The following is a 20,140-nucleotide window of genomic DNA, read 5'->3' on the forward strand; positions in this document are numbered from 1 at the left end:
CTTTCAGCTCTTGGCGAGGCGTTGCAATTTCTCGACAGCCGTATCAGGATTTTCGCCATAGGCAATGGTGCCGAAGAAGCCGCCCTTGCTGTCGAGCAGATAGATCGACGCAGTGTGGTCCATCGTGTAGCCATCACCACCCTCTACGGGAACCTTGCGGGCGTAGACGCTGTAGCCCTTGAGCATGGCGGCAAGCTTGTCGGGCTCGCCGGTGACGCCGACGATGCGATCGGAAACATTGCCGACATAGGCTTTCAGCGTTGCCGCGTCATCCCGCTCCGGATCGACAGTGACGAAATAGGCGTTGACGCCGTCCGCCTCGGGTCCGAGCTTTTTCAGCCAGCCGTCAAGTTCGAACAAGGTCGTCGGGCAGATTTCCGGGCAATGGGTGAAGCCGAAGAAGATCGCCGAGGGCTTTTGCCGGAAAGCTGCTTCGGTGATCGGCTCGCCATTCATCGTCGTCAGTTGAAACGCTGAACCGAACGGGCCTTGCGCCCCGCCTGCGCTCTTGCGCGACGCCTCAAAAGTGACCCATCCGGCCGCGGCCACAACAAGCAAGGTCGCCGCAATGAGCAGGGGCAGCAGGCGTCTATTCATGGATGAAGGCTCCGGGACGGCGTGGCGGCTACATGCACCAGGCAAGACCCGCATTAATGAGAGAAAGAAAGATCGAATCGCTATTGTTGAACCATGCGGCAAATGTCAGTCCCGTTGCGACTGATGCGCCGAGCGCGAGCGCTGCGTAGAGCATCAATCTGGGCGTGCTGACCGACGGCGATGTTTTCATAACGCAAATATAGGATTTGCCCGCGGTTTATGCAAAAGAAATGCCGTGGGCCCGATGCCCGTCAACCAGTTTCGAGAAAATGCCATGGCTGAGACCAACGATCCCCGTTTCATGAACGAGCAGCCGCGTATCCATCCGACCGCGCAGCTCAAGGGCGTCAAGCTCGGCAAATATGCGGAAGTCGGTGAAAGAGTGATCCTGCGCGACGTGACGGTCGGCGATTTCTCCTATCTGGAACGGCACAGCGAGGGTATCTACGCCGACATCGGGCGCTTCTGTTCGATCGCCGCCAATGTTCGCATCAACGCGCTCGAACATCCCATGGAGCGGCTGACGATGCACAAGGTCAGCTATCGCCCGAATGAATATTTCCGCTTTCAGGGCATCGACAACGCGTTTCGCGCCCGCAGACAGGCGAAGCGGGTCCGTATCGGCCACGATGTCTGGATTGGCCACGGCGCGGTGATCATGCCCGCTGTCGAGATCGGGCACGGCGCCGTCATCGGCGCCAATGCCGTGGTCACGCGCAATGTCGAGCCCTATATGATCGTAGCCGGCAGCCCGGCAAGGATGATACGGCCGCGTTTCCCACAGGCGATCGCGACACGCCTCATCGAACTTGCGTGGTGGGACTGGCCGCTCGACAACATCTTCGAAGCAATTCCCGACATCCAATCGCTCTCCATCGAAGACTTCCTGGCAAAGTGGGAAGGACATCGCCCCGGCTCATGACGGCTTGCAATCGCCGCCTTAAATCGCCAACTGTCTCTGGCGAACGTTTTTAAACCTCCGGAGATTTGAATGAAGAAGACATTGATTGCACTCATGCTTTTCGGCGCCGCGGCATTCCAGCCGGCAACAGCCGAGGAGGTCGGCAAGGTGGGCGTCGACTGGTTCGGCAATGATATCGTCATCGATGCGGTCCACGATCCGAAAGTGGAGGGCGTGACCTGTCACCTTGCTTCTTTCTCCCGCGGCGTGATCGATCGGCTGCAAAAGGGCAACTGGTTCGAAGACCCGTCCAATGCCTCGATTTCGTGCCAGCAGACAGGCCCCGTGACCATCGGCGATATCGAACTTGGCGAAGGCGGAGAACGCGTATTCTCCGAGCGCACCAGCCTTATCTGGAAGAAGCTCGTCATCACCCGCATCTACGACAAACCCAACAATTCTCTGATCTATCTCGCGCATGCGACGCAGGTTCAGGACGGCTCGGCCAAGACCTCGATCTCGACCATCCCGCTCTTTGCCGGCAATGTGACCTGGAGCAAGGGGAAGCCCGAATAGAGGTTTGTGGCCTGCGATGGCGGATTATCGTAGCTCGTTCGTCTAATAGGAATTTATTCTTATAGTGTATAGATTAGGTCAGTTCTTCATCAAGGAAACTGGTCATGAAATTCACGATTAAAAATCATAGGCTTGCTACGATCGGTTCCCAGATTCCGTTCGTTGCTTCTTCCAACGTCGGCGGTGCGTTGGCCCCGAAATTCATCGTTATTCACTATACTGCAAGCGGGCCGGACGCCGATATCGCCCGATATTTTTCGCAAAAGTCCGCCAACGTCGCGGCTCACCTCGTCGTACCGCGCGATGGCTCGATCTGTCAGTGCGTACCCTTCGACAAGGTCGCATGGCACGCGGGTCAAAGCCGGTGGACCGGCAAGGGCGGTCGGCAATATTCCGGCCTCAACAATTCTGCGATCGGCATCGAGATCGAGAACTGGGGACCTTTGAAGAAGAGCGGCGCCGGCTGGGTGTCATGGACGGGTGCGCCTATCGAAAGTCAAAAGGTTATCGAAGCAAGGCACAAGTTCGGCGCGCCCGATTGCGGGTGGGAGGTTTTCACGACGCCGCAGCTCGAGACCGTGATCGCGGCGGTCCAGGCGACTCTGCGCCGAATATGCCATCGAGGATATTCTCGGCCACGACGATATCGCGCCCGGCCGCAAGTCCGATCCCGGCCCGGCCTGGGACATGGCGACGTTCAAGGCCAAGGTGAAAGGCGAGGCCGAAGATGGCGATGCGGTCATGATCGTGCATTGCCCGAGCGGGCTCAACATCCGCTCCGGCGCCGGGGCGTCGTTCCCCCTGGTTCATAATATGCTGCCCGATGGTACGAAGGTCTTGGTGCACGAAGCCAACGGCAAATGGCGCTACGTTTCAGTGCTCGAGGCTTCAGGAAAGCCAGACTTTTCAGGCTGGGTTCATGGCGATTGGCTGGTTTAATCCAGCCAATCAAATCGCCTGGACGAAACTGTCGAGCACGCGCTTCTGGCCGGCCTTGTCGAAATCGATCGTCAGCTTGTTGCCTTCGATCGAGGAGACGTTGCCGTTGCCGAATTTGATATGGAAGACGCGGTCGCCAACGTCGAAGTTGGAGGGCGTTTCGCTGACGGATTTTGCCACGAGTTCGCCATCTATGGTGCGGCCCTTGACCGAGCCGCGTCCGGCGCCGAAGCCCGAATCCGTCTCGCCATAGCCGATCCGCTCCACCTTCGCGCCTGAGCGTGAGCCCCAATTGTTGCGCGTGGCATCAGAGCGATGCTGCTGCGCGCGCTGCCAGCCGGGGGTCGAATAGCTGTTTTCGAACGGGTCGGCGCGGTCGAAACGCGACTGGCCATAACCTCCGCGTCCGCCATAGCCTCCATAGGAATCGCCACCCGCCACAACGTCCACATGCGCTTCCGGCAGTTCTTCGAGGAAGCGCGAGGGGATCGTTGATTGCCACAGACCATGGATGCGCCGGTTGGAGACAAACCAGATGTGAAGGTTCTTCTTGGCGCGGGTCAGCCCGACATAGGCGAGGCGGCGCTCCTCTTCGAGGCCGGACCTTCCGCCTTCGTCAAGCGCCCGCTGGTTCGGAAAGAGACCTTCCTCCCAACCGGGGAGAAATACAGTCTCGAACTCCAGTCCCTTTGCCGAATGCAGCGTCATGATATTGACGGAGTCAAGGTTCTCGTTCCGCTCGGCATCCATGACCAGCGCGACATGTTCGAGGAATGAGCGCAGCGACTCGTATTCCTCCATCGAGCGAATCAGTTCCTTGAGGTTTTCAAGTCGGCCTGGCGCTTCGGCCGACCGATCCGCCTGCCACATCGCGGTATAACCGGATTCGTCGAGGATTTGCTCGGCGAGTTCCGTGTGCGGGGTATTGTCGATGAGCGCCTGCCAGCGCTTGAAGTTCTCGATGACTTCGCGCAACGCTGAACGCGGCTTCGGCTTCAGCTCTTCGGTTTCGACAAGGTCGACGGCGGCATCGAACATGCTGATGTCGCGGGCGCGGGCATAATCATGCAATTGGCGGATCGCTGCCTCGCCAAGCCCGCGCTTCGGCGTGTTGACGATGCGCTCCAAGGCAAGATCGTCGGAAGTCTGCGCCACGACACGCAGATAGGCGAGGGCATCGCGTATCTCGAGGCGTTCGTAAAAACGCGGTCCGCCTACGACCCGGTAGTTCAGTCCGAGCGTGACGAAGCGGTCTTCGAATTCGCGCATCTGGTGAGAGGCGCGCACGAGGATCGCCATGTCGTTGAGATTGTGGCCGCGACGCTGCGCCTGCTCGATTTCTTCGCCGACAGCGCGGGCTTCCTCTTCGGAATCCCAGGCGGCGTGGACACTCACCTTGGCATCGTCTGGGTTTGCCGCATCGGTGAAGAGCGTTTTGCCGAGCCGGCCTTCATTGTGCGAGATGAGGTAGGAGGCAGCACCGAGAATGTGTGCGGTCGAGCGATAGTTGCGCTCGAGGCGAATGACCTTGGCGCCGGGGAAATCCTTCTCGAAGCGCAGGATATTGTCCACCTCCGCGCCGCGCCAGCCATAGATGGACTGGTCGTCGTCGCCGACGCAACAGACATTCTTCGACCCCTGCGAAATCAGCCGCAGCCACATATATTGGGCGGTGTTCGTGTCCTGATACTCGTCGACCAGAATGTAGCGGAACTTTGCGTGATATTCCTTCAGAACATCCGGATTGGCGCGGAACATGCGGATCGGATGACATAAAAGATCGCCGAAATCGCAGGCATTGAGCGTCTTCAGGCGGTTTTGATAGGCCGTATAGAGTTCGCGCCCCTTGCCGTTGGCAAATGACCGCGCATCGCCTTCCGGTATTTCAGCCGGACCGAGGCCCTTGTTTTTCCAGCTGTCGATCATCAGCGCGAATTGCTTGGCGGGCCAGCGCTTGTCGTCGATTCCCTCGGCCTGGATGATCTGCTTGATGAGGCGGATCACGTCGTCCGTATCGAGAATGGTGAAATCGGATTTGAGCCCGACGAGTTCGGCGTGCCGGCGCAGGAGCTTGACGCCGATCGAGTGAAACGTGCCAAGCCAGGGCATGCCTTCGACGGCGCCGCCAACAAGGACGCCGATGCGTTCCTTCATCTCGCGCGCGGCCTTGTTGGTGAAGGTCACGGCGAGTATCTGGCTCGGATAGGCTTTGCCAAGCGAGAGGATATGCGCGATGCGGGACGTCAGAACGCGGGTCTTGCCCGTGCCGGCACCGGCGAGGACGAGGACCGGTCCCTCCGTCGTCTCCACGGCAAGGCGTTGCTCGGGATTGAGGCCGTTGAGGTAAGGCGGTGCGCCCCGCGCCTGCATGGCGCGCGCAGCTATGCCCGATGGACGCCGCGGCGCCTCAGGTTCATCGAAGAATGGAATATCGTCAGGCAATCCGGCCATTTGAACCCAATGTAATGATTCGGGATCGAAAAACCAGATAAAAGCGATACAAAAAGAGAACGGGCGCGCGCTAAGACGGGTTGAGCGGTGTATATCTCCGGTTGAATTGTTCCTTAGTCGATATTGCTTCAAGCAATTTAAAGGCTTACCCCTTTTGACCAGAGCCGACTCTGGCAGTCGCCGGCGCATTCGCAGCCGCATGCCAAGGCCACCGAACCGAACCTGATTGAGCCTGGAAAGGACCCCCACCATGGCAATCACTCTGACGGCGCTCATCTTCTTCATATTTGCAGCAGTACTTGGCGTCGGCGGGGTCTGGCTCATAATTCTCGGCGGAAGCTGGTACTATCTCATCGCTGGAATCCTCTTTCTTGCTACATCGATCCAGCTCTTTCGCAAGCGCAGTTCCGCCCTGATCATCTATGCCGTCCTGGTCATAGGCACGTTGGCCTGGGCAATCTGGGAGATCGGGTTCGACTGGTGGCAGCTTGCGCCGCGCGGAGGCGTGATCATGCTTTTCGCGCTCTGGTTGCTGACCCCATGGATCCGGCGTGAGCTCAACGAGGAAGAGGGAAGGTCGCCCTCTGATTTTCTGCCCGCCCTGCCATTGGCCATCGCGGCAATCGTCGGGCTCGGCGTTGCCGGCTACGCGATGACAGGCGATCCGCTTGCGATCGTGGGCGAACTCAGCAAGGAAGTCATCGTTGCCACGCCTGACCTTGGCGGTAAGGTACCGGACAATGAATGGCACCAATATGGCCGCACGCCCTACGGCCAGCGCTATTCGCCGTTGAAGCAAATTACGACCGAGAATGTCGGCAACCTGCAGCTCGCCTGGCAATATCAGACCGGCGATGTAAAGCTGCCGCAGGACGTTGGCGAAACCACCTATCAGGTCACGCCGCTCAAGGTCCACGATACGCTCTATCTGTGCACGCCGCACAATTGGGCGATCGCTATCGATGCGGCGACGGGCAAGGAGAAATGGAAGTTCGATCCGAATGTCGGTCTCAACCCGGATCGCCAGCATCAGACCTGTCGCGGCGTCTCCTATTATGCCGATCCGAATGTGACGGCGGGGCAACCCTGCGCCGAGCGCTTGTATCTGCCGACATCTGACGCCCGTCTCATTGCCCTCGATGCCGCCAATGGCCAAATCTGCCCATCCTTCGGCGACAAGGGCACAGTCCATCTTGAAAAGGGCATGCCTTACAATCCCGCCGGCTATTACTATTCGACATCGCCGCCGGTCATCGCGGCCGGCAAGATCATTGTCGGCGGCGCCGTCAATGACAATTACTCGGTCCACGAACAATCCGGTGTCATCCGCGCCTTCGACATAAATACCGGCGCCCTGATCTGGAACTGGGATTCCGGCAATCCGGATGTAACGACGCCGTTGCCCGAAGGACAGACTTATACGCATAACTCACCGAACAGCTGGTCGGTATCCAGTGTCGATGAGAAGCTTGGCCTCCTGTTCGTGCCGCTCGGCAACCAGACGCCCGATCAGCTGGGAGCGGGGCGCAGCGAGAATGTCGAGAAATTCTCCTCATCCATCGTTGCCCTCGATCTGAACTCCGGGCAGTTGCGCTGGATGCGGCAGACCGTGCATCACGACCTCTGGGACATGGACATTCCGGCCCAGCCGGTGCTTGTCGACATCAATACGGCCACAGGGTCCGTGCCGGCCCTGGTCGGCCCCACAAAGCAGGGCGACATCTATGTTCTTAACCGGCGCACGGGCGAACCGATCATACCGGTCAACGAGGTGCCAGCGCCAACGGGCGCCATCGAAGGCGATTTCACGTCACCGACGCAGCCGGTTTCGGACCTTACCTTCATGCCGCAGCGCCTGACAGGCAAGGATATGTGGGGCGTGTCGATGTTCGACCAGCTCGCCTGCCGCGTCGAGTTTCTTCGCCTGCGCTATGACGGGCGCTATACGCCGCCCTCGCTGCAAGGCTCGCTGATCTATCCCGGCAATTTCGGTGTGTTCAACTGGGGCAGCGTCGCGGTTGATCCGGCGCGCCAGGTGATGTTCGGCATGCCGACCTATCTCGCCTTCACCTCGCGGCTGGTGCCGCGTGCCGAAGTGCCGCCGCCCGGCGCGGGCACGAAAGGCAGCGAGCAGGGCCTCAACCGCAATGAAGGCGCCCCCTATGCGGTCTATATGGGGCCGTTCGTCTCGCCGCTTGGCTTGCCTTGCCAGGCGCCGCCGTGGGGCTATGTCGCTGGCGCGGATCTGCGCACCGGCAAAATCACCTATAAGCGCCGCAACGGCACTGTCCGCGATTCTTCGCCGCTGCCCTTGCCATTCAAGGTCGGCGTGCCGGGCATCGGCGGGCCGATGATCACGGCAGGCGGCGTCGCCTTCCTCGGCGCGGCTGTCGATGATTACCTCAGGGCCTACGATCTAACGAGCGGCAAGCAATTGTGGCAGACGCGGTTGCCAGCCGGCGGCCAGTCGACGCCGATGACCTATGCGCTCGCCGACGGCAAGCAATATGTCGTCATCGTCGCCGGCGGTCACGGTTCGGTCGGGACCAAGCCCGGCGATTACGTCATGGCCTATACATTGCCGAAGTGAGCATCATCGCTGCGGCAATTTCAGCGGTGCGCCGGTCTTCACCGTCCGGATGGCGAAGTTGGAGCGTATATCGGCGACGCCCGGCAAGAGGAGCAACTTGTCGGTGAGGAAGCGTTCATAGGCGCTGAGGTCTTCGACCACCACTTCGGCCAGAAAATCTGCCGTGCCTGAAATGAGGAAAGCGGCCGTGACCTCGGGCATCGCCAGGAGCGCGGCCTGCTGCGCTTCCGAGTTTTCGCGGCTGTGGTGCCCGACCTTTATTTCCACGAAAACGGTCAAGCCGAGGCCTACGGCCTTGCGGTCGATGTCGGCGCGGTAGCCGCGGATCACGCCAGATTTCTCGAGGTTGCGGATACGGCGCAGGCAGGGGGACGGGGAGAGGTTCACCTTCTCGGCGATCTCGACATTGGTTGCACGCGCATCCTCCTGCAACGCCTCAAGAATGCCGATATCGAAATTATCCATGTTTGGCATAAACGACCTTTTATAGGGTTCAAACTTCCCGAAAGTTGCTGAAAGCATAGGTGGAGCGGCATCAACTGGCAAGGACATGCTTCGACGGTTTGCAGTATGTTCTCTCAACCGAACGCTGTTTCGGACGAAACGAAAGGACATTCCGATGGTTGCTCTTGCCCCCGAAATGAAGAAGTCCAATTCACTGGGAGCCGGTTACGCCGGCGCATTGATTACCATCCTTATCTGGGCGACGTGGATCATCGCCACCCGGCACAGCAGCGCAACACACCTTGGCACCATCGATCTCGGCTTGATCCGCTATGGTGTTCCGGCGCTCGTCCTTGCGCCAGTCTGGTTGAGGGCCGGGCTCATTCCGCGCGGCGTGCCTGTCATGCTTGTCGCCATCATGGTCTGCGGGGCAGGGGCACTCTTCTTCCAGATCACCACCTTTGCCATCCATTCCACGCCCGCTTCCGCGGTGGGCGTATTGCTCGGCGGATCGATGCCGCTTGCAGCCGCACTGATCGGCGTGGTCGTCTTCGGCGAGCGGCCGGATTTCACCCGCTGGCTCGGCCTTGCCGCAATCGTGGCCGGTCTTGCGATACTTCTTACCATCGCGCTCGGCAGCCACGCGATCGGGTGGATCAGCTTTACCTTTCTGCCGCTGGGAGCTCTGCTGTGGGCAGGCTATACGCATGCGTTCAAGCGCTCCGGCCTCACGGCGCTTGAAGGCGGCGCGTTGATTGCGGTCTGGTCTTTCATCATCCACATTGGCCTCGCGCTTGTCTTCGGTACGGCCATCACCAGCGTTCCCCTGGCGGAGATCGGGTTGCAGTTTCTCAGCCAGGGCATCCTGTCGGGCCTCGCCGCCATGCTCGCCTATGGGATCGCTGTGCGTGTGCTCGGCGGCAGCCAGGCAGCGGCCTTCAGCGCCCTTACGCCGGTTCTTGCCGCGCTTGGCGGCGCCATCTTCCTTGACGAACCGGTCGGCGTCTGGGAGATTGCGGCAGCATTGATAACCGGGCTTGGCGTTGCCCTCTCAACCGGCATCCTTTCACACCGCTGCAAGCGCTGATGTGAAAGGTCGGCGCCTCGCCCCCCAACAAGGGTGAGGCTGTCATGAACGATCCTAACGCTACTCCAAAAATCACGCAGGCCATGGTCGATGCCTATGACGAGTATACGCACCTGACGCTTGACCGGCGCTCTTTCATGGACAAATTGACCAAGCTCGCGGGCTCCGGTGCTGCGGCCGCCATGATCGCCCCGCTGCTTGCGGCAAATTCCGCGAGAGCGGCCATCGTCGCTGCCGACGACAAGCGCCTGCTCACGAAGGATGTTGTGTTTCCCGGATCCAAAGGCGAGATCAAGGGCTATAGGGCGAGCCCTGCCGATGCGTCCGGCAAGCTTCCCGGCGTTGTCGTCATTCATGAAAATCGTGGCTTGAACGATCATATCCGCGATGTCGCGCGGCGTGTGGCGCTAGAAGGCTTTGTTGCGCTCGCGCCTGACCTTTTGTCCGTTTCGGGGGGAACGCCGCCGGATGAGGACAAGGCCCGCGACATGATCGGCGCGCTCGATGCCAGCACGGCGATTGCCGAAGGTGTCGCGACCATCGACTATCTGAAGAATGACAAGGCCACCAACGGCAAGGTCGGGGTCGTCGGCTTCTGTTGGGGCGGCGGGCTTGTCAATGACCTTGCCGTCAATGCGCCTGATCTTGGCGCAGGTGTCGCCTATTACGGGCGCCAGCCCAAGGCTGAAGACGTGCCGAAGATCAAGGCGCCGCTCCTCCTGCACTATGCCGGGCTCGACACGCGCATCAATGCGGGCATCGACGCCTACAAGAAGGCGCTCGAGGCGAATGGCAAGACCTTCGAAATCTTTGTCTATGATGGCGCCAATCACGCTTTCAACAATGATACCTCGGAGGCGCGTTACGACAAGAAGGCGGCCGAGCTTGCCTGGGGCCGGACAATCGGCTTCTTCAAGAAGAACCTGAGCTAGCGCGAAACAGCGAACGAGGCCAACGGCTTGCGGGAACCGTCGCGGAGCACTACTTCTGGATGACGTTCACGCAAGGAACCGCAAATGCGCCTGGTCACAATTGCCCTTAGCTTTCTGATGTTGCTGCTCGCCGGCATTGGGGCAAGCCGCGCTGATGATGTCGTATTTCCGGGCGGATCGAGCATAGGGCTTGTCCCGCCGCCCGGGCTGGTGCTTTCCACCAATTTCAGCGGTTTCGAAGACGCAGCCAAGGGCACCTCCGTCGTTGTCACCGAAATGCCCGCTGACGCCTATGCTGCACTGGCGGCGAAATTCAATCCCGAGGGCCTGCGCGAGACGGGCATCGAAACTGTGGGCCAGCCTGAAAACTGGCCGGTTCAGGGCGCGGTCGTCTCCAAGCTCATGCGCGGCAGCCAGATGGCAGCAGGCATAAAATATCGCAAATGGATCGTGCTTGTCGGCGCACAATCGACGACGGCCATGGTCACGGTGCAAATTCCCGATGGCGTCCAAGGCGGCCTGTCCGATGCCGATGTCGATCAGGCCCTGCGCAGCATCGTCGTTCGCCCACCGCCGAGCCTCGATGAACAGATCGCATCGCTCCCCTTCAAGCTGACCGACATGGCGGGCTTTCGTCCTGTGCGCGTCATCGCCGGCGCGACGTTTCTTTTGACCGAAGGAGCAAATGACGTTGCGACGAACTCCACACAGCCGATGGTAATCATTGCCTCAAATCTCAATACGGCGCCCGAGCCGTCCACGCGCATGGACTTTGCCAGGCAAGCGTTCGCCTCGCTGACCGGCATCAAGGATGTCAGTTCCGACAATGAATCGAGTTCCGAAGCCGAAGGCGCCGAATGGGTCGAGATCGACGGCAGCGCCAAGGATGCGGCAAGCGGCGATCCTCTCTACGTTGCTCAAATCGCCCGTTTCGAGGCCAGCCGATATGTCCGCGCCATCCTGATCGTTCGTGACAGTGAGAAGGCCAAATATGCCGATCGCTTCCGTAAACTAGCCAAATCCATGACGATCAATTAAAATTAGTCATGGAAAAGAGCTATCGACTCAGTGAAGACCAGATACGGCCATTGATTCGCAACTATGGTGGCTGCATCGCTACGGACACGATAACGATCGATGGTTTTCCGGTGCGTTTCATGTACCGCGAAGACCCCGACAACGAGTTCGACAGTGGCTGGCGCTTCCTTTCCGGCTTTGAGAGCGACGACTACATGGAAGATCCGGAGAACAGCGGCATCTTTGACGTCAATACGATCGCCAATTACGATCCGAGCATTATCCCCTTGCTGGACGCTCCGGTCGGCAGTGTCTTCGAGAAGACCGGCCAGCAGGAACGCTTCGTCGCGGTGACCGATTGGCATCCGGACGACGATGACGACGAGGAAGACTGACACGCGGCGTTGCGACGCGCTGGGCCAGCAGCTTTCACACTGAGTTACAACTGGACAAGTCACGTGCATTCCCCGAAAATGCAGTGATAATCGATGAATCCTCGATTGTTGTGCCCAGCCCTCGCTTGTGCGCGGGTGGTGGTCAAAAAGAGTGTGCGAACGCGCATGCATGAGTTGGTGGCCGGTTTCGGCCGTAAACGATGCGCGGAAGGGTGGAGACTGAAATGGCACTGGCAGACGCAGAGGCATTGCTGCGCAACGAGAACGGAATTGCAACTGTCGTATCGATTCTCAAGAAGCGCTTCGGCGATAATGCCCAAACCGGCAAATCCATTCGCGAACAGCATGCCCACACCACAAGCTACGTTCCGAACCAGGCTCCCGATCTCGTCGTCTTCGCCGAATCCGTCGAGGACGTGCAGGAGGTCGTGCGCCTTTGCGGAGAGTGGCAGGTACCGGTCATCGCGTTTGGAACAGGCACTTCCCTTGAAGGCCATGTGAACGCGCCGGCCGGCGGCATATCGATCGATCTGTCGCGCATGAACCGCATTCTGAAAGTCTATAGCGAAGATCTGAATGTCGTTGTCGAACCTGGGGTTACGCGTAAGGAGCTTAACGAATATCTGCGCGATACCGGGCTGTTCTTCCCGATCGACCCCGGCGCCAATGCGAGCCTCGGCGGCATGGCGGCGACGCGCGCCTCGGGAACGAATGCAGTGCGCTACGGCACAATGCGCGAGAATGTTCTGGCTGTGAAAGCCGTGATGCCCGACGGTCGTCTCATCACCACGTCTAAACGGGTGAAGAAGACATCCGCGGGCTATGACCTGACGCGGCTCCTCATAGGTTCCGAAGGCACGCTTGGCATCATTGTCGAACTGACGCTCAAGCTCTACGGCATTCCGCAGGCGATTTCTGGCGGCATCTGTGCGTTTCCCGATCTCGAGAGCGCCTGCAACACGGTGATCGAAACGATCCAGATGGGCATTCCCGTGGCGCGCATCGAACTGGTCAACCAGCTCGAAATGCAGGCAATGATCGCCTATTCAAAGCTCGACTACGAGCCGGCGCCCTACCTCTTCCTCGAGTTCCACGGCAGTGAAACCGGGGTGGCGGAACAAGCGGAGCTCTTCGGCGAAATCGCTGCGGCCAATGGCGGCGGCGCGTTCAAATGGACCGCAAATGTTGAGGAGCGGGAGAAACTCTGGTCGGCGCGGCATAACTCCTACTTCGCCTGCATGACGCTCGCTCCCGGCAAGCAGTCCCTGTCGACGGATGTCTGCGTCCCGATCTCGCGATTGGCGGAATGCATTGTAGAGACGGAAACCGACATCGAGAGCAGCGGCCTCATCGCGCCGATCGTCGGCCATGCGGGAGACGGCAACTTCCATGTGCTGGTGCTTTTCGATGAAAAGAACCCCGAGGAGATACAAAAGGTCGAAGCCTTCGTCGAGCGCCTCAATTTGCGGGCCATTGCAATGGATGGTACCTGCACCGGTGAGCACGGCATAGGGCAGGGAAAGATCAAGTTCCTGAGAGCAGAGCTTGGCGGCGCGGTCGACGTCATGGAAACGATCAAGCGCGCCATCGATCCGGGCAATATCATGAATCCCGGCAAGATCTTACGGCTTTGAGCTTGCAAGTTGATTCGGGGCGCTGAACCTTTTTCTGAGGATTGCGTGCGAGCGAGGCGCTTGTCACGTCCGCGTGCGCAATCTTCTGGTATAGCGCCCAAGATAGAGTGATCGGAGCAGGAACCTGGCACGCCTTTTTGTTTTCATTGGTGGACTCCTCGTCCTGGTGCTGACTGCAGCACTGATCGTGCCTTATTTCGTCGACTGGGCCGGTTATCGTTCGTCGTTCGAACGGGAGGCGTCGGCGCTTCTGGGCCGGCCCGTTACGGTTGCGGGCAGCGCGAGCGCGCGTCTCCTGCCGTTTCCTTCGGTAACATTCTCCGATGTGCGGGTCGGCGATCCCGGCACCGAGCCCGTCATGACGATCGACAAGTTCTCAATGGATGCGGAGCTTGCGCCCTTTATACGCGGCGAAATCCTGATTTTCGACATGCGCATCGAGAACCCGCGGGCCACCGTTCGAATCGACAAGGACGGGGCGTTCGACTGGGCGATCCGTCCGCGCACGCCGTTTCATTCCGCGCAGGTACGGCTTGAAGACATGCGCATCACGGACGGATCGATCATCATCCGCGATGCTTCCACGGGAACGACGCGTACGGTTACCAATCTGGATGCCACGCTTGCGGCAAACGATCTGTCCGGACCCTGGAGCTTCGATGGCACGCTGTTCTTCAACGGCAAGAAGACCGCCGTTACTGCATCGACGGGCGCGGTCAAACCCGATGGTACGATGAACCTGCGCACCCGCTTCACCCCTGACAGTGTTCCGGCCTCGTTCGAAACCGACGGTCTCGTTTCGCTTCAGAACAGCGGCCTTAAATATACCGGCAGTATCGCCATTCGCTCGGCCGATGAAGTCGCGGCGGCAACGGGCGCCAAAGTCGAACCGAAAAAAGCAAAGCCGCTATTGTCCAGCCTGCGCGTGACAGGCCGCTTCGAGGCCGATCACGCCAAGGTGACGATCCCCGAGTTCCGCATGGAGCAGGGGCCCGTGGACGATCCTTATGTGGTCAATGGCACCGCCTTGTTCGATTATGGCAAGAACCCCCACTTCGAAGTGACGGCAGACGGGCAGCAGGTCACCTTCGCGGAGCAGGTTCAGCCGGCGAAAGGCGCAACGCCGACCCCGATAACGGCGGCCGAGCGTCTGGCGGTGTTCCGCCGCCTCATGGACCAGCTGCCAATTCCAACCGTGCCGGGCAGGATCGACCTCAAACTGCCCGCGATCGTTGCGGGCGATACGACCATCCGCTCCGTCACCATCGACGCTGCGCCATCCGCAGCCGGCTGGACGATCAACCAATTGCGGGCCGAACTGCCGGGACGCACGCAATTCGAGGCAAAGGGCACCTTAAGGGTCGGCGATGATTTCGGCTTCGACGGCCGGTTGCTCGTCGCTTCGCGGCAGCCCTCCGGGCTCGCAGCATGGCTGACCAATTCTGTCGACGAAGCCATCCGGCGTCTGCCGGGCGCGGGCTTTTCTGGTGATGTAAGTCTGCGCGATGACCTGCAGAAGATCGACAATCTCGAGGTAGCCCTTGGCGGGGCCTCGCTGAAGGGTTCGCTTCTGCGTAGCGCCAAGGGCGAATCCCTGCCGCTGACGCAACTGGTGCTCGAGGGCGGCGCGCTTGACGCCGATGCGCTTGAAGCATTCGCCGCCATCTTCGGCAATAATAGCCAGCCTTCAGACGATGGTTCACCGCAATTGCGCGGACAGGACCTCGATGTGCATCTGAAAGCTGGACCCGTCACCCATGGCGGTCTTGTCGCAGAAACGCTCGACACCTCATTCCGCCTGCGCGACGGCGTCTTCGATATAGATCGCCTGACGATCGGCAATGTCGCCGGGGCCACCATTACCGCAACCGGCAAGCTCGAACCCTTCAAGGCGGAGCCATCCGGCTCGATCGATTCGACCGTTCTTTCCGACAACCTTGCTCCCTTCGTGACGGCCATGGCGCGAAGATTTCCCGACTTCCCATTCATAACGTCGCTCAGCCAGCATGCGGCAAGCTATCCCGGCCTCTTCGAGGAAACCAAGCTCAACGTTCTCGCAAATAGCCTGCAGGGAAAAAGCGGTACCAACGAGTTCTCCTTGAGCGCGGCCGGCAAGACCGGCGGTATGGACGTCACGCTTTCAGGCACGACCTCGAAGAACAGCGAGGGTTTGCGAAGCCTCGAACTCACCATGGATTCGCGCAGCGAACAGGCGGAAGCCCTGATGGCGTTCATCGGCCTGCCGGCGCTGCCTCTTGGGCTTGCTGGCGGGCTTGAAGCGGATCTTGCCTTGAAGGGCAACGAGAAGGACGGGCTGCAAACGCAACTTTCGCTTAAAGCATCGGACGGACAGGCGCTGGTCGATGGCGTGTTTCGCAATATTGGCGATGTTCTCAGCGGCGAAGGAAGAGCCTCGATCAAGGCAGCGGACCTCGAACCCTATATCGCGACGGCAGGCTACACGCTTCCCGGCTTTGGCGATGGCATGCCCGTGGATCTCGCCAGCAGCTTTCAACTGGGCAAGGGCAGGCTTAACCTTCCCGATTTTGCGGGCCAGGTGAGCGGCACCAAGGTCGGCGGACGGCTCGGACTAGAAATCGCCAACCAGGTCCCCGACGTTCAAGGCGATTTGAATGTGGCGCATCTCGATCTTGCGACTCTCGGTGACTTCATGCTCGGGACCAGCGCGCTCCAAGCAGAGGCACGCGGGCCATGGCCGACGACGACTTTTTCGGGCACACCGCTGTTTCCTCTGAATTTCAAGCTGAAGCTTAATGCAAACGAGGCGGATGCCGGTTTCCTCGGGACGATCGGCAAGTTTCAGGCAAACACGGCGCTGAAAGACGGATCGTTGCGCTTCGATGACGCGAAGGGGGATGTTCTCGGCGGCAGTTTCAACGGCATGTTCGAACTGCGCAATACAAGCGGAACGGGCCTGGCGACAGGTCAGTTCACCCTGGACGGAACGGCGCTCGATACGCTTTACAAGCCCGATGAGGACGTAATCCCCTTCGTGCCGCTCCGCGGTAAGACAAAAATATCGGCATCGGTCAATTCAACCGGCACGTCAGTGGCGGAGATGATGCAGTCGGTGGCGGGTTCCGGTGTCATTTCTGTCGCCGATCTTGCGATCAATGCCCTCAATCCAGCCGCATTGAAGCCGATTGTGACCGATACGGATGCGGCCGACGGGCCGGTTACCCCGGCAATGATCGACGCCACGATCGGCAAATATCTCAACACTGGCGAGTTCAAGGCCGGCGCTGCCGAATTCGCCTTCACCATCGCCGGCGGCATGGCGCGCACGTCGACGTTCCAGTTGGCGAGCGAGGGAGCGACGCTCGGCGCCGATCTTCGTGTCAACTTTCCCGATCTCACCGTAGCATCGCAGGGACGTTTCGTTTTCGATCCCGGAAAATCGACCGTGGCCGGGGCCGATCCCGTCGTCGAGTTCAGCCTCTATGGGCCTTGGGCAGCACCGAAGGTGACGCTCAACCAGCAGCCATTGGAGCAATTCCTGACGCAGCGGGCGCTTGAACGCGAGCAACAGCGGGTCGACGCCATGCAGGCGGCGCTTGTCGAAAAGCAGCGGCTGCGCCGCGAGGCTCAACTTTTCCAGGCGCGTGCGGACGAAAGGCAGCGTCTTGCCGAGGAGGCGCGGTTGAAGGCTGAACAAGAGGCAAGGGAAGCGGCTGAACGCGCCGAGGCGGAAAAACGCGCCGCCGAGGAGCGGGCGGCTGCGGCAAAGAGAGCGGCGGACGAAGCCGCAGCCCAGAAGGCCCTTGAACAGGGCCAAACGCCGCCCGCGCAAGGGCAGGGCGGCGCAGCTGTGACCCCGTCACAGGGATCGGGTACGATAAACAAGCAGTCCGTCGACGAGTTTTTGAAGACGCTCGAACCAAAATTTTAGGTCGGAGAGAATTCCTTCGATGAGCGCAGTCTATCCGGCGTCATAGGCCCGTTGCAGCTCGGCGATCTCGAGCTTGTGCATATCCATCAATGCATTCATGACGCGCGTCGACCGGTCCACGTCCTTGTCCTGCAGCATTTCCATGATCAACGATGGAACGATCTGCCATGACAGGCCAAACTTGTCCTTGAGCCAGCCGCATGGTCCGGGTTCGCCGCCATCGGCTGTCAGTTTTTCCCAGTAATAATCGATTTCTTCCTGGTTGGTGCAGTCGACGGTGAGTGAGACAGCCTCGGTGAATCTGAACTGCGGCCCGCCATTGAGGGCGAGATATTCCTCGCCTGCCAACTGGAACTTGGCGATCAAGACCTTGCCTTCCTTTTCCGGGTCGCTCTTGCCCCAGTGGGTAATTTCAAGAACCTTCGAATCCTTGAAAACCGACAAATAGAACTCAATCGCGTCCTCAGCATTTCCGTCGAACCAAAGGCATGGCGTAATCTTCTGGTTGGCTGGCATCTATCCTTCCTTTCGATTTGAATTCAACCGCTCCGAGGACGAACGAGCATGGGCCGGACCGACACCGCGCCGATATTTTTTTGCAGAGTCGCAACAGCTATTTACGGCCGATTGTTGCCGGCGTTTCTCACCCAGTCGAGAACATAAAGCCTTAACGCCGACGAAAGATTGGAATTGCGGTCGCGGGTCTCATCCACTTCAGCAATGAGACCGGCGATGGTCAGATTGCGGGCTTTGGCGATGTCGAGCAGAAGGTCGTAGAAGGCGTCTTCGAGCGAAAAGCTCGTGCGGTGGCCATGAATGGAAACTGAGCGCTTGCGGACGGCGCTCACGTCTTGTCCGTAGGCACGTCGGCCTGATCGGTGGCGTCGGGCTTTTCCAGCCGATTGACTTCGAGAAAGCGCGCGGCCTTGTTGGTCTCATCGCGCTCGAATTGCTTTTCGACCTTAGTGCGACCGTACCGGATGCGGTTCTCGGCGGCGTGCTTGTCCTTTGCGTCCTTGGCCCTGCGCTTCTTGACCAGGCGAAGGTTGACGATCTCGCCCACGGCTATTTTTTCTTGCGGAAGGAGTCCAGCGATACGACGGAAGCCGATGATTTCTCGCCGTTTTCCTCAGCAGCTTCACCGCCTGCCTTTGCGGGCTTCTTCGCTGCCTTGACGGGCGGTTTCGGCTTGGCGCTCGGCGTTGCGACCTTGGGCTTTTCGGGCTGGGCAGGCGCGATGCTGGTGACGCCCTGATCATTGTCCCCGACCGTTTCAGCAATCTCGACATCGAATTCAAGTTCGAAATTGACCGAAGGATCATAAAAGCCGCGAATGGCCGAGAATGGCACGACGAGGCGCTCCGGCACGTCGCCGAAGGAGAGGCCAACCTCAAACTGCGTGTCGGTTACCTGCATGTCCCAGAACTGATGCTGCAACACGATCGTCATCTGCTCGGGATATTTCTCGTGCAGCCGGGTCGAGATTCGCACGCCGGGCGCGCCAGTCAGGAAGGTGACGAAGAAATGATGATTGCCCGGGAGACCTGCCTTGGCAACTTCGCCGAGCACTTTGCGGATGACGCCCCGAAGCGCTTCCTGGGCAAGTATATCGTAGCGGATCATATCTTGTGGCATGCATTCTTATCCCATGGATTCACCCCTGCCTGTCAAGCGAAAGGGTGACCGAATTTCGACCATTATGGCGCATGGCTAAAGGAATTGCGACCGCTTGTCAGCACTGCGCTTAAATTTAACGTGATGGGCTGCGCGGATCGTCAAGCGCAGTGAGCGGAGAGGGAGAATGGCGGCAATAATGATCAGCCGACAACCGAAAGCGGCGTGCCAGGGCGGTTCGAATCGTTGCCGTGGCAAGCATAGGCGCGCAGGAACGTGCCGACCGCATTGCGAGACGCGCTCTCCATCTGTTCCGGGCTCGGCGTTTCGCCGAACAGCGTTACCATCTGCAGGTCGGCGTTGACGAGCGCAAGAAACTGGCGCGCGGCGACATCGACATCGTCAATGTCGAGGATAGCTTTGTGGTTGAGGCGGGCGAACAGCGCCGCGAGGGCCGTGGTAATCTTGCCCGGCCCATGCAGGCGCCAGGCCTCGAACAGATGCGGATAACGTTCGCCCTCACTTTGCACAAGCTTGCGCAAAAAGCGCCCGTCCTGATTGCAAAGGCAATTCTGGGTCAAACGTATGGCAAACCCCGTCAGTTCGTTCTCCAGATTGTCACTCTTCTCGGGAAAGGTCGCAAGGACCGAAAAGAGCGCGGCATTGGCCCGGTCCATGACGTCGGCGACGACGGCGGTAAACAGCGTTTCCTTCTCGCGGTAGTGGTTGTAGATGGTCTGGCGCGAAACGCTGGCCTCGACGGCAATTTCGTCGATACTCGCTCCGGAAAAGCCTTCGCGGCAAAACACGTTGGCAGCGGCGTCGAGGATGGAAAGGCGTTTGGCACATTGGCCACGCATGGTGGGCCCCGCGGATTTCAGGGCAACTTCACGATTTGTCATGAATGAAAGATAAGGCGTCTTGACGTTTTAGACAATGGTGTCTAATTTTACACTTGTGTCCAAAATTGTTGACACGCCAATTAACGCGGTACGTGTACTTCCTCCCAAGACTGTGCGCTCCGTCAAACCTCATCCTGATCGCAAGGCACCG

At 59.5% G+C, this 20,140-nt stretch carries 18 protein-coding genes and 1 pseudogene; 11 read left to right on the top strand and 8 right to left on the bottom strand.

Annotated elements, in window-relative coordinates; translation table 11 throughout:
- Positions 1 to 3: 3 nt before the first annotated feature.
- Positions 4 to 597: an SCO family protein gene (locus tag GF108_RS15030; RefSeq protein WP_153668679.1), complete on the bottom strand. Its 594-nt coding sequence runs from the start codon at positions 595 to 597 to the stop codon at positions 4 to 6.
- A gap of 274 nt (positions 598 to 871) precedes the next feature.
- Between GF108_RS15030 and GF108_RS15035 the strand changes: the two genes are divergently transcribed.
- The 4 genes and pseudogenes from GF108_RS15035 (at position 872) to GF108_RS15050 (ending at position 3,013) form a co-directional block, all read left to right on the top strand.
- On the top strand, positions 872 to 1,519 hold the full coding sequence (locus GF108_RS15035; RefSeq protein ID WP_153668681.1) for a DapH/DapD/GlmU-related protein: 648 nt from the start codon (positions 872 to 874) through the stop codon (positions 1,517 to 1,519).
- A gap of 69 nt (positions 1,520 to 1,588) precedes the next feature.
- Positions 1,589 to 2,074, top strand: a complete 486-nt coding sequence (locus GF108_RS15040) for a CreA family protein (protein ID WP_153668683.1) — start codon at positions 1,589 to 1,591, stop codon at positions 2,072 to 2,074.
- Between the two features lie 104 nt (positions 2,075 to 2,178).
- Positions 2,179 to 2,676, top strand: a pseudogene (locus tag GF108_RS22740) (N-acetylmuramoyl-L-alanine amidase); the annotation flags it as partial.
- 85 nt (positions 2,677 to 2,761) lie between these two features.
- Complete coding sequence (locus GF108_RS15050) at positions 2,762 to 3,013, top strand: SH3 domain-containing protein (RefSeq protein WP_153668687.1); 252 nt, start codon at positions 2,762 to 2,764, stop codon at positions 3,011 to 3,013.
- Positions 3,014 to 3,022: 9 nt separating this feature from the next.
- Here the strand turns inward: GF108_RS15050 and GF108_RS15055 are convergent, their stop codons facing one another.
- A complete protein-coding gene (locus GF108_RS15055) occupies positions 3,023 to 5,464 on the bottom strand; it encodes an ATP-dependent helicase (RefSeq protein WP_153668689.1) in 2,442 nt (813 codons plus the stop codon).
- Between the two features lie 250 nt (positions 5,465 to 5,714).
- Here GF108_RS15055 and GF108_RS15060 point away from each other — a divergent pair, with 250 nt between their 5' ends.
- Positions 5,715 to 8,054: a glucose/quinate/shikimate family membrane-bound PQQ-dependent dehydrogenase gene (locus GF108_RS15060; RefSeq protein ID WP_153668691.1), complete on the top strand. Its 2,340-nt coding sequence runs from the start codon at positions 5,715 to 5,717 to the stop codon at positions 8,052 to 8,054.
- 3 nt (positions 8,055 to 8,057) lie between these two features.
- On the opposite strand, the gene GF108_RS15065 is transcribed toward GF108_RS15060, so the two are convergent.
- Positions 8,058 to 8,528 (bottom strand): Lrp/AsnC family transcriptional regulator, encoded by a 471-nt coding sequence (locus GF108_RS15065; RefSeq protein WP_027231875.1) that lies wholly within the window; start codon positions 8,526 to 8,528, stop codon positions 8,058 to 8,060.
- A 145-nt stretch (positions 8,529 to 8,673) separates the two neighbouring features.
- On the opposite strand from GF108_RS15065, the gene GF108_RS15070 reads away from it, so the two are divergent.
- From GF108_RS15070 to GF108_RS15095, 6 genes are all read left to right on the top strand, one after another.
- Entirely contained in the window at positions 8,674 to 9,585 is a 912-nt protein-coding gene (locus tag GF108_RS15070) for a DMT family transporter (protein ID WP_153668693.1), read from the top strand.
- 44 nt (positions 9,586 to 9,629) lie between these two features.
- Positions 9,630 to 10,517, top strand: coding sequence for a dienelactone hydrolase family protein (locus GF108_RS15075; RefSeq protein ID WP_153668695.1), 888 nt, complete (start codon positions 9,630 to 9,632; stop codon positions 10,515 to 10,517).
- A gap of 84 nt (positions 10,518 to 10,601) precedes the next feature.
- Positions 10,602 to 11,555 (top strand): hypothetical protein, encoded by a 954-nt coding sequence (locus GF108_RS15080; RefSeq protein ID WP_153668697.1) that lies wholly within the window; start codon positions 10,602 to 10,604, stop codon positions 11,553 to 11,555.
- Positions 11,556 to 11,563: 8 nt separating this feature from the next.
- Positions 11,564 to 11,929, top strand: a complete 366-nt coding sequence (locus GF108_RS15085) for a DUF2185 domain-containing protein (protein ID WP_027231871.1) — start codon at positions 11,564 to 11,566, stop codon at positions 11,927 to 11,929.
- 224 nt (positions 11,930 to 12,153) lie between these two features.
- Positions 12,154 to 13,563, top strand: coding sequence for an FAD-binding oxidoreductase (locus GF108_RS15090; RefSeq protein ID WP_027231870.1), 1,410 nt, complete (start codon positions 12,154 to 12,156; stop codon positions 13,561 to 13,563).
- Positions 13,564 to 13,687: 124 nt separating this feature from the next.
- Positions 13,688 to 17,473 carry an AsmA family protein gene (locus tag GF108_RS15095; protein ID WP_255453110.1) on the top strand — a complete coding sequence of 1,262 codons (3,786 nt, stop codon included), beginning with the start codon at positions 13,688 to 13,690 and terminating at the stop codon, positions 17,471 to 17,473.
- 30 nt (positions 17,474 to 17,503) lie between these two features.
- Here the strand turns inward: GF108_RS15095 and GF108_RS15100 are convergent, their stop codons facing one another.
- From GF108_RS15100 to GF108_RS15120, 5 genes are all read right to left on the bottom strand, one after another.
- Entirely contained in the window at positions 17,504 to 17,989 is a 486-nt protein-coding gene (locus tag GF108_RS15100) for a VOC family protein (RefSeq protein ID WP_153668700.1), read from the bottom strand.
- Between the two features lie 101 nt (positions 17,990 to 18,090).
- The gene (locus GF108_RS15105) at positions 18,091 to 18,321 is read right to left on the bottom strand and encodes a ribbon-helix-helix domain-containing protein (RefSeq protein ID WP_370462181.1); all 231 of its coding nucleotides are present in this window, start codon (positions 18,319 to 18,321) and stop codon (positions 18,091 to 18,093) included.
- Positions 18,318 to 18,536 (bottom strand): DUF4169 family protein, encoded by a 219-nt coding sequence (locus GF108_RS15110; RefSeq protein ID WP_370462182.1) that lies wholly within the window; start codon positions 18,534 to 18,536, stop codon positions 18,318 to 18,320. The genes GF108_RS15105 and GF108_RS15110 overlap by 4 nt, the downstream gene beginning before the upstream one ends.
- Before the next feature lie 2 nt (positions 18,537 to 18,538).
- On the bottom strand, positions 18,539 to 19,108 hold the full coding sequence (locus GF108_RS15115) for an SspB family protein (RefSeq protein WP_027231866.1): 570 nt from the start codon (positions 19,106 to 19,108) through the stop codon (positions 18,539 to 18,541).
- A 182-nt stretch (positions 19,109 to 19,290) separates the two neighbouring features.
- Positions 19,291 to 19,947 carry a TetR/AcrR family transcriptional regulator gene (locus tag GF108_RS15120; RefSeq protein WP_246663966.1) on the bottom strand — a complete coding sequence of 219 codons (657 nt, stop codon included), beginning with the start codon at positions 19,945 to 19,947 and terminating at the stop codon, positions 19,291 to 19,293.
- Between the last annotated feature and the right edge of the window lie 193 nt (positions 19,948 to 20,140).

Source organism: Phyllobacterium sp. SYP-B3895, from assembly GCF_009647635.1.
Lineage (GTDB): Bacteria > Pseudomonadota > Alphaproteobacteria > Rhizobiales > Rhizobiaceae > Phyllobacterium > Phyllobacterium pellucidum.

Bases quoted from the DNA above. Each gene is read 5' to 3' on its own strand.
- GF108_RS15030 (WP_153668679.1), bottom strand. From the start codon at position 597: ATGAATAGACGCCTGCTGCCCCTGCTCATTGCGGCGACCTTGCTTGTT.
- GF108_RS15035 (WP_153668681.1), top strand. From the start codon at position 872: ATGGCTGAGACCAACGATCCCCGTTTCATGAACGAGCAGCCGCGTATC.
- GF108_RS15040 (WP_153668683.1), top strand. From the start codon at position 1,589: ATGAAGAAGACATTGATTGCACTCATGCTTTTCGGCGCCGCGGCATTC.
- GF108_RS15050 (WP_153668687.1), top strand. From the start codon at position 2,762: ATGGCGACGTTCAAGGCCAAGGTGAAAGGCGAGGCCGAAGATGGCGAT.
- GF108_RS15055 (WP_153668689.1), bottom strand. From the start codon at position 5,464: ATGGCCGGATTGCCTGACGATATTCCATTCTTCGATGAACCTGAGGCG.
- GF108_RS15060 (WP_153668691.1), top strand. From the start codon at position 5,715: ATGGCAATCACTCTGACGGCGCTCATCTTCTTCATATTTGCAGCAGTA.
- GF108_RS15065 (WP_027231875.1), bottom strand. From the start codon at position 8,528: ATGCCAAACATGGATAATTTCGATATCGGCATTCTTGAGGCGTTGCAG.
- GF108_RS15070 (WP_153668693.1), top strand. From the start codon at position 8,674: ATGGTTGCTCTTGCCCCCGAAATGAAGAAGTCCAATTCACTGGGAGCC.
- GF108_RS15075 (WP_153668695.1), top strand. From the start codon at position 9,630: ATGAACGATCCTAACGCTACTCCAAAAATCACGCAGGCCATGGTCGAT.
- GF108_RS15080 (WP_153668697.1), top strand. From the start codon at position 10,602: ATGCGCCTGGTCACAATTGCCCTTAGCTTTCTGATGTTGCTGCTCGCC.
- GF108_RS15085 (WP_027231871.1), top strand. From the start codon at position 11,564: ATGGAAAAGAGCTATCGACTCAGTGAAGACCAGATACGGCCATTGATT.
- GF108_RS15090 (WP_027231870.1), top strand. From the start codon at position 12,154: ATGGCACTGGCAGACGCAGAGGCATTGCTGCGCAACGAGAACGGAATT.
- GF108_RS15100 (WP_153668700.1), bottom strand. From the start codon at position 17,989: ATGCCAGCCAACCAGAAGATTACGCCATGCCTTTGGTTCGACGGAAAT.
- GF108_RS15115 (WP_027231866.1), bottom strand. From the start codon at position 19,108: ATGCCACAAGATATGATCCGCTACGATATACTTGCCCAGGAAGCGCTT.
- GF108_RS15120 (WP_246663966.1), bottom strand. From the start codon at position 19,947: ATGCGTGGCCAATGTGCCAAACGCCTTTCCATCCTCGACGCCGCTGCC.